Annotated in this window: 10 protein-coding genes; 3 read left to right on the top strand and 7 right to left on the bottom strand. The window is 41.9% G+C overall.

The features are described 5' to 3' along the window. Positions 1 to 960 carry a helix-turn-helix transcriptional regulator gene (locus DEM91_RS05675; RefSeq protein WP_249858270.1) on the bottom strand — a complete coding sequence of 320 codons (960 nt, stop codon included), beginning with the start codon at positions 958 to 960 and terminating at the stop codon, positions 1 to 3. Between the two features lie 108 nt (positions 961 to 1068). Continuing rightward, a complete protein-coding gene (locus DEM91_RS05670; RefSeq protein ID WP_249858269.1) occupies positions 1069 to 3168 on the bottom strand; it encodes an ATP-binding protein in 2100 nt (699 codons plus the stop codon). A gap of 891 nt (positions 3169 to 4059) precedes the next feature. On the opposite strand from DEM91_RS05670, the gene xseB reads away from it, so the two are divergent. The 3 genes from xseB (at position 4060) to DEM91_RS05655 (ending at position 6416) form a co-directional block, all read left to right on the top strand. Then, positions 4060 to 4254, top strand: a complete 195-nt coding sequence (xseB, locus tag DEM91_RS05665) for an exodeoxyribonuclease VII small subunit (protein ID WP_249858268.1) — start codon at positions 4060 to 4062, stop codon at positions 4252 to 4254. A gap of 256 nt (positions 4255 to 4510) precedes the next feature. Then, complete coding sequence (trmB, locus tag DEM91_RS05660; RefSeq protein ID WP_249858267.1) at positions 4511 to 5281, top strand: tRNA (guanosine(46)-N7)-methyltransferase TrmB; 771 nt, start codon at positions 4511 to 4513, stop codon at positions 5279 to 5281. Positions 5282 to 5318: 37 nt separating this feature from the next. Then, complete coding sequence (locus tag DEM91_RS05655) at positions 5319 to 6416, top strand: Mrp/NBP35 family ATP-binding protein (RefSeq protein WP_249858295.1); 1098 nt, start codon at positions 5319 to 5321, stop codon at positions 6414 to 6416. Between the two features lie 217 nt (positions 6417 to 6633). On the opposite strand, the gene DEM91_RS05650 is transcribed toward DEM91_RS05655, so the two are convergent. The 5 genes from DEM91_RS05650 to DEM91_RS05630 are packed head-to-tail and all read right to left on the bottom strand — an operon-like array spanning position 6634 to position 12539. Beyond that, the gene (locus DEM91_RS05650; protein ID WP_249858266.1) at positions 6634 to 7896 is read right to left on the bottom strand and encodes an ABC transporter permease; all 1263 of its coding nucleotides are present in this window, start codon (positions 7894 to 7896) and stop codon (positions 6634 to 6636) included. A gap of 58 nt (positions 7897 to 7954) precedes the next feature. Beyond that, complete coding sequence (locus DEM91_RS05645) at positions 7955 to 9118, bottom strand: ABC transporter permease (protein WP_249858265.1); 1164 nt, start codon at positions 9116 to 9118, stop codon at positions 7955 to 7957. Positions 9119 to 9163: 45 nt separating this feature from the next. Continuing rightward, entirely contained in the window at positions 9164 to 10153 is a 990-nt protein-coding gene (locus DEM91_RS05640) for an HlyD family secretion protein (RefSeq protein ID WP_025072086.1), read from the bottom strand. A 7-nt stretch (positions 10154 to 10160) separates the two neighbouring features. Then, positions 10161 to 11648 (bottom strand): TolC family protein, encoded by a 1488-nt coding sequence (locus DEM91_RS05635; RefSeq protein ID WP_025072087.1) that lies wholly within the window; start codon positions 11646 to 11648, stop codon positions 10161 to 10163. Positions 11649 to 11666: 18 nt separating this feature from the next. Further along, positions 11667 to 12539 carry a hypothetical protein gene (locus DEM91_RS05630; RefSeq protein WP_008124312.1) on the bottom strand — a complete coding sequence of 291 codons (873 nt, stop codon included), beginning with the start codon at positions 12537 to 12539 and terminating at the stop codon, positions 11667 to 11669. Positions 12540 to 13009: the final 470 nt, after the last annotated feature.

Here is a 13009-nt window from a genome sequence, read left to right as displayed (position 1 = left end):
TCAGTCCTTGTAATAAGAGAGTAAGGTGTTTGCCATATTTCGAATTTGGTCACGCAATTTCTTTGGCTCCAACACTTCTATCTGATCTCCCTGTTGCATAATAAGTTGCACGAAGTCGTACGTCAACCTCACGTGGTATGAGAAAGTGACAGACTCTTCGCAGGTTTCAATTTCATTTTGAGATTCGTGCAGCGGTAGCGTGCGAAGGTAGTCAGGCGCTTGATCGTAGGCTTTTAAGACGACACGTTCTATCGGTTCGTCACTTGGAATGATGCCTGTGCAACCTTCATAGAACTTCTTGATGTCGAAATCTGTTTTCATTTCAAAGGTTTTGTCAAGAATCGTTGCCTCTATGATACGGTCAAGTCCGTAGGTGCGTATTTCCTTTCGTGGTGAATACCCCTCTTCTTCTTTATGTTTCTTATTAAGTGCCGTGTAGTAAGGGTTGTTGGCAATGACATACCAACGTCGCTTTACTACTTTCAGACAATATGGCTCAATCTCGAAGGTGTTTGGGAAGTCCTTGCCAAAGCCTTGGTGTGTAATCTTCATGACTTTATTCTCGCGCATCGCCTGCATAAAAGTGGTAAGCCATGTATTTCCTGATGGGATATCCTCAAACACTATTCGGTCTTTCAACTTGCTATCTACCTGAATTTGGTTCAAAGTAGCATACGAGTCGATGAGCCAACTACGAAGGCTGTCGTCTTCCAGTTCGATTGGGTTTTCTATATGATATTTATAACCTTTCACATCAGGGTCAAGCTCAATGGCAATATTAAATATGTCGTAAATGGCTTTCCTATGATTGTGAAAAGTGCGAAGAGGCAGCTCATCCCCTTCACCATAGCTTAGTCCGCTTTGTTGCCACTTGGCGTTAATCTCCTTATAGGAAAGGTATTTGTAGCGTCGAAGCGTATCCACAAGCCATACATATCTTCCAAATTGGTTTGCTGGCATAAGGCATTAGGTTTTTATTGATTGCAAAGATACAAATAGCTGCTGACATTTGTCACCCTGCTTGTTTGTTATTTGTTTTCTCGCTTGTATCGCCATCGAACATCGTTATCAAAATCCTATACGTTTTGCATCGTTTCGTTTGATACGCTCTTCGTTACATATCTCCACAAGCAATTGGAGCGTAGGCTTGTCGCCATGAACGACTTCTTGCATCACAGCCTTCCTCACAATGTTGTCTATCTGTCCGCCACTCAACTCATAAGCTGCCGCTAACGTTTGCGCATCGGTAGCCAAGAGCGTAGGCAACTTACTCATCCAGATGTTTTTCTTAGCTTCGATGGTAGGTTTATCAAAATGAATCTTGAATAAGAATCTCCGCTCGAAAGCCCTATCAAGGTTGTCCGCCAAGTTGGTGGTTGCGATGAGGATGCCATCGAGGTTTTCCATCTCTTCAAGAATAATGTTTTGAATGGCATTCTCTGTCTGTGCAACGCTTCCATTGTTCACATCTTTACGCTTGGAGAAGATGGCATCAGCCTCGTTGAATAGCAGGATAGGTTTTAGCTTGCTCTTGGTGCACAATCGCCGATAGTCGGTAAAAACCTTCTTTATGAGTTTCTCGCTTTCGCCAAACCAGCATGTTTTCGTAGCACTGATGTCCACGTGCATGATAGCGCGCCCTGTGGCTTTGGCTATCTGTAACACGCTTTCGGTCTTACCTGTGCCAGGCTCTCCATACAGCAAAACGGCAATGCCCGTAGGCAGGTTGTTCTTTTTTATTCTGTTGCAGAGCCTTTGATAGTATTCTTCCTCTAAACTATTGCGCAGGAGCGACAACTGTTTTTCAAGTGCTGGAGAGAAAAATAGTTTCTTTTTCGTTATCTTGTTGCAAGGGATTAGTTGTTTGTCTGACACCTCTCTCATAAATAGTTCCGCATCTTCGCCCAGCAATATCTCTTTTGCTTTGTCGGTCATGACCAATAGTGTGTCCTCTCCAAATAAGGAGAAGTTTGTCTCAATCACAACCAATTCCTTTTTCTGTAGTTCACTTCTTCTGTCCTTGAAGTCTTGCAACACCTTTTTCCGCATCTGACGAGGGTAGATAGTCTTAACCGCAAGTGACAAAGATGTTTCTTCACCGTCTATCATTTCTTTTGCCACGGTGTAGAAAAGCATCTTTTCGAAGGCGTCGGGTATGAGGTTCTGTATTCTTCTCACCTCAGCTAAATGCTGGTTTGTCTGCTCATAGCTATGCACTGTTTTATTGATAATGCGAGTCACCATCTCATTCGGTCGGTTGCTATTGTAGCGTTTTGAGGAATGAAAGAAATCGTATATGCCGTTGACGAACGAATAGATGTCACGGTATTTATACAACTTGCTGAACGCCACGAGGTCTTCAGCGTAGAAAAATTCCTTCCCTTTATCTGTTAGTAACAGGTCTTCGTCATAATTGTCATCCAACTCTATCAGTTCCAAGGTGAAGAGAACATGCTTTCGCTCGACAATCTTCTTTCGTGTGGCAATGCGTTCGCTGATGTTACTGTACAAATCTTTCAATGTAGTATTTAGATCTGAAGTTCCATCTCCATCTTCTTGAAAATTGTCATGGCATATATCGTAGAACAGTATTCGGTCGACAATGTTCCCTACTTTGTCCGTTAGCTGGCGTATAAACGCAAGATGCTGGCAACATTTCTCTAATTTTTCAGCAAATAATATCAGTTCATTGGTAACAATGTTCGGGCTTTCTACCTTTTCTGCTATTCGTTTGCAAAACTCATACTTATCCATCTGCACCTCTTCTATCGTGTCATGACGGATATCAACAGGCTTGTTGTCAATCACAGCAGATACTACAGCATCGCATACGCTATAATTCTGCTTCAAAATGTTTTCCTCATTCCTACCCCTACGCACGAGGATACCTTTGCTTTCGAGCGATGTGAGTGCTGGCACATACTCTATCATGTCTAATGACGAGCATTCGAAATAGCTGGCAAGATCGTCCATATCGGATATTCTATCGCGACAAGTCAGGTCAAACTGGGCAACAAACAAGTACACTTCTCCCATTGTTTCCAATCCAACCGATTGCATCACACCTTTGAAAATCTCTTGTGTCTTGGCTGCACCTAACCGCTGTAATTTGCTATCCACCAATTTCTTTGCAGCCTCTTTGATGTACTGAATGCTTGTTTTTGCCATAATTCTCTACTATTTTTTGTGTTGATGTGGCAAAGATACGGTGCAGGGTATGCCAAAAAAGTGTATAGGTTGCCAAAAAGTTGAAAAGTGTTGCGTTATTTTTTCCTGCTCATTCTTGATAAAGGCAACCGCTGTTTTTGTCCTGTTATTTTACCGAAAAACGGTCATCTAAAATCTTCAAAATAGAAAAAATCAATAGGCAAACGAACTGCAAAAATGGGCTGATTTTGTCAAAATCAATGCCTTTTCAAGCTGAAACATGGACTTAACGGTCTTGGAAACATGTATTAGAGCTGTTATTCACATGCTTCAGCAGCATTAAAGCATGCAAATTGCACGCTTATCTCAATGCTTTAATCGCCAAAAGGTGGTGAAAATAGGAAGAAAAAGAACAGGGTTAAATGTAACAACTTCAATAACAGGAGGTTATGAAACTTTCGCATAACTCGCGTATTTGCGACCAACTTTGGTGTTGGATGATTTCACGCGAGTTTTGAGAGGCACTTTGTAAAGATAATTCAGCATCAATAAACACTTAAAATCAAGAATAAAAAAGAATTGATGGGCGGCTTTTAAGCCTACACACCTCGCAAGATTGATACTCTTGATGATACAAAAATGTGTGTCTTTGTCTGTGACCTGATAATGATTTGATTGCTATTGGATAAAAGAGCCAAACGCTATTTAACGACAAGAGCCGTGCCTTAACCATTATATATATGACTACTAATGTGCTTATTTCTGATTTTATTCGTACTTTTGCCATATCAACCATGGGACAGGAAGAGACATCAGACTGTGCAAATCACATGGTGCGCCGGATCTCATGTCGAGGGTCGTGTCGTGCAAGGCGGCATGGCAATATCTTTTATCATATAGCAGAACAGAAAAATGGCAAAGGAAATGAACTACGAAGAGGCTGTGCAACAGTTGGAAAGTATTGTGCAGCGCATGGAAAATGATGAGTTGGACATTGATGAACTGACCACGGAACTTAAGAAAGCTCAGCAACTTATCAAGATGTGTAAAGCGAAACTCACCAAGGTGGACGAAGATATAAAGAAGATACTTTCGCAAAACGAGTAAACTTGTAAAAGTGCTTTTGAGAGGTGTTGCCTACCCTATTTTTTACAACTCCGTGACTCTTGGATTTTGATGCAATGCTTTAGCAGGCTTGTCTACATGGATGAGCAAGGAAAAGTATAACGAATTTATATATTGCAGACCATCAGTGCATTGTAAAAATGAGTTTGCTGTCTAAATAGATTCACCGCAATAAGCATAATTGTCGTTTGGCTGAAAATAAATAATTGCTTACCTTTGCAGTATAGCAACAACCAATATGGGCAAAGGAAAATTAGCAAAATTTGCTGAGATGGAAACGTTTGAAAATGTTTTCCAATATCCGCATTCAGTGATAGAGCAAGTGCCGTTTGAAATGAAAGGGCATTGGCGAGAGCAATATTTCAAGAACAATCATCCGATAGTGTTAGAACTGGGATGTGGAAAGGGCGAATATACGGTGGGATTGGCAAAACTGTTTCCCCACATCAACTTCATAGGAGTTGACATCAAGGGCGCACGTATGTGGACTGGTGCCAAGCAAGCGATAGAACAAGGACTCGCGAATGTGGCATTTCTGCGTACCAATATCGAACTGATAGATCGTTTCTTTGGTCAAGACGAGGTACAGGAAATATGGCTCACATTTTCAGATCCGCAAATGAAAAACGTGCGGAAGCGACTCACAAGTACGTATTTTATGAACCGCTATCGATGCTTTTTGTTAGATGGTGGATTGATACACCTGAAGACAGACTCTAACTTTCTTTTTACATATACCCTTGCCATGGTGGATAACAACCAGCTGCCCATCGTTCAAAGTACAGAAGATTTGTATCATACCACAGATATGGATGAAGCAACAAAGCAAATATTGTCTATCCAGACTTATTACGAATCGATGTGGATAGCAAGAGGTCTAAACATCAAATACTTGAAGTTTAAGCTACCCCGAAATGGCATGCTGGAAGAACCCGATATAGAAATACCACTTGACGACTATCGCAGCTATCACCGAAGCAAGCGAAGCGATAAGACTGTGGGTAAATAAACATGTTAAATAATAGAATAATTTGATATAAATAATGATGACCATATATCCTAAACTGATTACAGACGCACTGGCAACGGTAGTGTATGCTGGTACGAAAAAGAACTTGATAGACAGCGAAATGCTGGAAGATGACGTAAGAATTGACGGCATGAAAGTGGAGTTTACTTTACTATTCCCTCGAGAGACGGACCCATTTCTGAAATCAACGCTCAAGGCTGCTGAAGCTGCCATTCATTATCACGTATCGAAGGAGGTTGAAGTGACTATCAAAACGGCATTTAAGTCTACGCCACGCCCAACGGTAGATAAACTTTTACCACAAGTAAAAAATATTATAGCTGTAAGTTCTGGGAAAGGAGGTGTGGGAAAGTCCACGGTCTCTGCCAATCTGGCTATCGCCTTAGCTCAATTGGGATATAAAGTTGGGTTGTTGGATGCAGACATCTTTGGTCCGTCAGTTCCAAAGATGTTTGGGGTAGAAGATGCACACGTATATTCGGTAGAAAAGGATGGTAGACAGTTGATAGAGCCCATACAGAAATATGGTGTCAAACTTTTAAGTGTGGGTTTCTTTGTAAATGCTGACACAGCAACGTTGTGGCGTGGCGCAATGGCTTCAAATGCCTTAAAACAATTGATTGCTGATGCTGATTGGGGAGACCTTGATTATTTTATTTTAGATACACCTCCGGGTACGAGTGATATTCATCTCACATTATTACAAACCCTTGCTATCACAGGAGCAGTGATAGTGAGTACACCGCAAGACGTCGCTTTAGCTGATGCACGCAAGGGAATTGATATGTATCGTAATGAAAAGGTGAATGTTCCGATTTTAGGATTGGTAGAAAATATGGCTTGGTTTACACCTGCAGAACTTCCAGAGAACAAATATTATATCTTTGGAAAAGAAGGATGTAAGAGGCTTGCAGCAGAGATGGATACGCCACTCTTGGCACAAATACCTTTGGTACAAAGCATTTGTGAGCATGGAGATGGTGGTGAACCGTCGGCTGTTGATGTGAACACAATGACAGGACAAGCCTTTCTGAACTTAGCGCAAGCAGTGGTGACGGTAACAAATCGTCGCAATAAAGAACAAAATCCTACAAAGAGAGTGCAGGTGAAATAATTCAAAAGAGTTATATCTCCACTGGGCGATTGATGGTTGCACCAAAACATGGGGCAGGTGAAATCATTCAGAAAAATGTAATCTTCACTTTCCGAGGACTGTTCTCCCGAAAGGGATTCTTGTCAATTCTGAACTAACGAACCTGCTCTTTATCTTTTTTGTTCGTGATAGATATTTATCTTAAGAGAAGAATTCGTAAAGAGAATTTCTCCAAGGTTTAGTCGTTTCCCTTACTTTCTTTAGCTGCTTTTGCCTTATTCTTCAAATATTCGAAGCGGTCAATCGCTTGGCGACGGGTATGAATGATTTGATAACGATACACAAGGCAAGTGAGTATGAAGTACACTAACACCTGTATCCACAATGCTTGGTATTCGGTACGGATGTCAGCCAACGTAGCTCCCATACTATGAACACGTAAGAATCCCCGTACACCAAAGGTAGAGGGGAAAAGAGTAGATACTCCTTGCCACATTCCTGGTATGTTATGCTGCGGCCATGATATCCCAGTCATGAACAAAAGGGGTATGGATGTGAAGATAACTAATAGGATTACGTTTTCTCGATAGCGTACGAGGCACGATAAAGTCATTCCAAAAAATATACTGGCGAGTATATAGGGAACGAGGAGTCCGATGAGGGAGTGTCCCGTTGCTAATGAGGTAAAACCAAAAAACTTGGGTACCGCCAGTGCTAAATAAGCACCGAGTACGATGTAAAGCATGAAATAGGCTATGGATTTCCCTAACACGATACGAAAGATGCCATTATAATGGCGACTGATAGGAACCAAGTCTTGATATCTGTTGTTCTCTCTTGCAGTACCAGCAGCTAAGCCAATGCCCAAGAGTAGCGTTTGCTGAATAATCATCATCAGCACTCCCGGAATGATGGCATTGCCATATCCTCCCGTTGAGTTGTAGATTTGAACTTCATCTACAGCAAGAGGTTGGGTGGCAATTTCATCATCTCGCTGCGTATATCCTTTGGTTTGCTGCACTTGGAGTTTTGTGTTTTGACTACTGGCTGCAGCTTGTGCGCTTTGTAAAATGGCTTTATAAGTGAGCATAAGACTCATATCGCAGTACACACTCACGTGTGTTTGCTCACCTCTATATATCTTTCTTGAAAAGTCCTCGGGTATGTAGACAATGCCATGTACCACCTGTTTGGCTACCAAATCTTGCGCTTCAGGGAGACTGTTACAGTAGTAAGCAACCTTGGTGTCTGGTGATGCGTCAATAGAACGAATGAATTCTCTGCTTAACTGAGAGTTGGCGTTGTCAACGATTGCGACAGGAACGTTTCTGGTCACTTCATTGTTGTAGGCCCATGAATAGATCAGGGGATAGAGCAGTGGTACCAAGATGCAGAATATCAAAACGCCCTCGTCGGTGAACGATGAACGGATTTCCTTCATCCAGATGTAGCACATATCCAGTATGCCTTCTTTGATTCTATATAATAAGCCGTCGTTCATTGTATTTTTTTGCTCCTTGAATGATTTAACAGGTTGTAGGTTTTGGACCTGAAATGTTTTATGGAATGTATTTGTAAATAAGCATGGCTTGTTTGATGTGTCGCATCGTAAACACGGGAAGAATGATGAATATGCCCAATACCAACAAGTTGAACCATGCGTCGGTTAACGGAAATCCATTGAAGATGCACATCTGGTAGAGCATGTAATAATGCCTAAGCGGGAAAAGCTGTGCCATTGCCTCTATCATAGGATTCATGGAGAATATTGGGAAGGTAGCACCACTGGTGGTAAAGCTCAGCACTCCCCACAAAGAACAAACGCTCATTGACATTCGAAGCGAAGGAACAAGTCCGAAAATGAAGATTCCGAACGCTTGTGAAGCAAGCACGGCAAGCAGTCCAGTGATTAAAATTGTCAGCAAACCTCCTGTGTGTGGAAATTGAAGCACATAATAAATATAAATCTCAAAGGCATAGAATATGGTGAGGAAGATGATGGTTTGCGGTAACATCTTACCCATCATTGCCACATAGATGTTATTGTCAGCCATCCCCAACCACTTTTTCGACTCTTTAAACTTAAGTTCTGTTCCTATCGAGTAAGCAGAAATAAGGAAGATAAAAAGCATGAGTACACCTGGAATCATCGTGGTACTGAGGTAGACATTGTAGTTCGCCCATGGGTTGTTGACCATGTGTAGGTCGATTGCAATGGGTTGCAAAAAGGTTCGTATCTCCCCTTGAGTTTTCCCCATCGCTGATAGTTTGGCTGATGAAACGCCTGCCGAGCCTAATGTGGCAATAGTTTTGAGATCCTTGAACAAGGTAGAACCTGCAACAAGTGTTACACTGCTGTAATAAAAGGAAATCTTTGGTTGGCGCGCGCTCATCATGCCTTCGGTCGTACCATTGGGTATGAGTAGAAACGCATATATCTCATTGCGTTGCATCGCCTGTCGGGCATCATTCATGTTGGGATAATGTGCCACCACTTTCGTCGTCTGAAAAGCATCCAAGTTTCGTATCAAGCGGCGAGAAGTGGGTGTGTTATCCTGATCCACGACACCTACTGGCATCTCTACAGGTTGCCCTTCGTTCAGTAAAGAGGTGAAAAAGAATATGACGAGCAGTGGGAATATGATCATGCAAAACCCGTACATGGGGTTTTTAATCAGTACTCCACATTCGCGCAAGGCTATTTGCAATATTCTTTTTACCATTGTTTTGACAGAAAAAATGTATGTTGAATTGGCGGAAAAAAGCGTCTATGACTCGCGTATGATGAGAGACATACCAGGGCGGAGACCTTCAAATTTCTGAATGGGGCGAGCCTTTACCTCGAATGTTTTCAAATCATATTGCCCATTAGTCTTCGTTGCTTTCCATACAGCATACGACCCTTGGTCTTTAATGTAGTACACCTTCATGTTGATTTCTTTATCGAAAGCAGGTGAGTAAGCCTTGAAGGTGTCACCAACTTTCAAGCCTTTGAGTTGATCTTCGCGTACATTGAACGTACCCCAAAGGTCTTTCATCACAGAGATACTCATGATGGGTGACCCTGTTCCTACCAATTCTCCTTCTTTAGGATAGATAGTACTTACCTCACCCTCTACCTTTGCTATTTGTACGGTTTCTCTCAAGAGCGATTTTACTACGTTTACAGCACCTTGGGCAGCCTGTGCTTGTTTAGCAGCGGCACGTTTTTCTTCAGTTCGTGCACCATTCTTCGCCAAATCATATTGACTCTTTGCTGCCTTTACTTGTGCTTCACGAGCCTTATAAGCTGCAAAGGCTTCGTCGCGTTTTTGAGCACTCATCACACCTTGATCGAAGAGATTTTGCACACGCTGATAAGACTTTTGTGCGATGTCGCATGCTGCAAGCGCTTGTTGCCACAGTTGATAAGCGCCTTGTATTTGCTCCTTTCGTGCGCCATTGTCAGCCATGTCGCTCATTGCAGCAGCAGCCTGTTGCGTCGCTGAAGCCGCTTGCTCTTGAGCATTCATTTCGGGTGCTTCGAGTATAGCAAGGGTGTCGCCCACTCGAACATAGTCACCTTCTTTCACCCTGAGTTCTAAAATACGTCCTGGTATCTTGCTTGATACCCGGTATTCAGATACTTCTACTTCTCCTTGAACAATCTCTGGCGTTCTTCCAAGTGTGAAGAAACCGATGATAGCCACGAGGATAACGGCTGCGGCAAATCCTAAGATTGCCAGCAAGATATTGTTGTGTTGTGTTTTTGTCGACATGATGTTATTATTGTAAGATGCCCAGTGCCTTTTTGAGGTCAACTTCGGCAAGTTTAACTTCTACTTCTGCGTCTATTTTCTGTGTTTGTGCTTTTTGCCAAGCTGTTTGTGCTGCCATGATTTCCGTTGCGTTCATAATGCCTTCTTTGAATCCCAAGTTGGCGCATCGCAGGTTTTCTTCTGCACTTGAAATATTCTTTAACGCCATGGCAAGCTTTTTACGAGCCTCCTTGAACTTAAATTTACTTTGTGTAACTTGCAGTTCAATTTTCTCTTGTACATCACTCATGTTGAGTTCAGCTATTTGGGTAGACGTACGTGTGGCGCGCACTTTGTAATCGCACTCAAACCAGTTCCATACAGGAATTTGCACCATCAATCCCACGTTCCACATTCCAGAGAACTTTCTTTGAAATCCGTTAAACATATTGGGATTTGAGATGATATATCCTCCTGTAAGGGCTACGTGTGGCAAGTAAGCAGCTCGAACGAGCTTGGTATTTTCCTTGCTTATATCAATGGTATTTTGTAGCATTCTTAATTCTGGACGAGTGCTGAGAAGATCAGTGTTAGGATAGCTGGTTGGTGTCATCACCGTTCCTAACATTTCATTGTCTTCATCTGCCAGTGTGATGTCGTTTTCTAAAGATAAACCACAGAGTTGACATAGCAACATCTTAGCGAGTGATACGCCATTTTGTGCTTGTGTGATTTGCATGTCAGCCTCGTTCACTTTCACTTCTACTTTTAGACCGTCAGCACGTGTCGCCACTCCCTGTTCTATCATTTGATGAACATCGTCGTTGAGTTTGCCCACTAATTGACGATAGCTATTCGCCAACTTTAGTTTCTGGTTGAGTGATACCACCAGCCAGTACGCATGGTCAATGTCGTAGATGGTCGTTTGTGTACGCAATGTTAGGTCGTTGGCAGCCAATTGTTCCGTGATATCAGCAATATTGTTTGCTGCTATGATGGCTCCACCTAAATAAATGGGTTGTTTCACCACCACAGAACCAGCCCATACTTGTCGAGTATCGGTTCGAAGTGCATCGTTGATGCTACTGCCAATAGTGTTGCCAGTCTGAGCAACCGATTCCCCAATCGTTCCAAGCAGAGCACCCATGTGCTGTGCCATTTGAGGAGAAAGTACTCCCTGCTGTACCAACGTTGCAATGTTCCCAGAGATTTTTCCACCAATAGCATTATTGAGCTGCGTACCCATGCTCCCAAATCCTGCCTTTTGCTGGTCGTTGAGTAAGGAAATCTCTCGACTGAAGTATGTGTATCCACCGATAGCATCTACCTTGGGAAGGTATTTCGTACGCAGTGCCTTGCGAGTGTTCTTTGCAACGTCTTGCTGAAGTCTGGCTACATTCAGTTGCTTGTTGTTGCGCAGTGCCATCGCTCGACAGCTGTCCAGTGTGAGCTTGGTTTGTGCGCTAAGGGGTAGCACCGTACCCACAAGCATGAATATAGTAAGCAATCTGTTCATGATAAATATGTAATACCTTTAATTAAATGTGAAACTTCTTGATCCTATCATATTCCCTTCTGCGAAGATACTCACTTGATAACTCCCTGCCACTAACGCCTGATCTATATTCCAGTAAGTTGTAACATTTGTTTGGGCGCCACCATATTCAACCGTTTTCTTCATAGAAGCTTGTAAATTCTTATTTTCGTAGGGGAACGTTCCTGCCCCACCAAGAACAGTTCCTGTCGGTGAGACAATTCTAACGTAGAGGGTTCGCATGCCATTGGTTGCAGTAACGTTTTTTGCAATGCTAAAATCAACTTGTAGAGTTTTCGCTTTTTTCATCTTTGAAGTAGAACGACCTCTTTTATCACGCAAAGACATATTGATGTTGATGGCATCTAACTGTGCGGCTATTGCCACTTTTTCAGAAAGATTTTGCTTCTCTGTGCTAAGTCCTTCAATCTGCCGGTTGGCAGCTTCATATTCTCCTTTAATACGAGTATTCTCTGCTGTGAGATTTTGATTAAGACGATTGAGCGAGTCTATTTCGAGCACATAACTACGCAATACTGCACGAACTGTTGCCAACTCTCTTTTTAGGCGTGCAATTTCTCTCGCATCATTGCTTTTCACTTGCCGCAGTTCATTGAGTAACTGTTGGGTTCGCTCTTGTTCTTTGGTGAGTTGTGCAATAATAGAGTCGTTGCTAATTTGCGTCTTCATTTCGCTATATTGGTTGGCGAAGCGCTGGTATTCGTTTTCCATTTCTTTCTTATCCAACTCTGCCAAGGCTTGCATTTCTTTGTTTTGTTCTTTTTGCTCAAACAAATAATAGGTTAAAATGCCTACGCCCGCCAGCAATAGGATTATAAAAACAAGAATGGGAATTACAACTTTTTTTTTCACCGCTTATCACTTATTAATATGATGCAAATTTAACGAATATATCTTGAACAACAAAACAATTAGTGTTGGTAAATATGTTAAAGTTCATTATTTCGTCTTTTTAAGTAAAAAAATAAATAGTTATTCGTCAAAATATCTGATAATTACCGAACTACCCTGCATTAGAAAAAATCGAAAATTTTAACTGATAGTCCGCTTCAACACTTACGGTTCTTTCATTGAAAATTTATATTTCTACAACAAAAAGCATCCTATTCTAAAATCGGTGGTGCGCAATATGAAAGGCTTATCAATGCTGAATTATCTTTACAAAGTGCCTCTCAAAACTCGCGTGAAATCATCCAACGGCAAAGTTGGTCACAAATACGCGAATTTTGAGAAAGTTTCATAACCTCTTCTATGTTGCTTTCCAAATAATTGGAAAATATTTGTAATTTATTAACTGTTCATTATCATTCACTTAGCGTGAA

Origin of the sequence: Prevotella sp. TCVGH (assembly GCF_023522295.1) — a bacterium.
Lineage (GTDB): Bacteria > Bacteroidota > Bacteroidia > Bacteroidales > Bacteroidaceae > Prevotella > Prevotella timonensis.
This window is presented reverse-complemented; position numbering and strand designations above follow the sequence as displayed.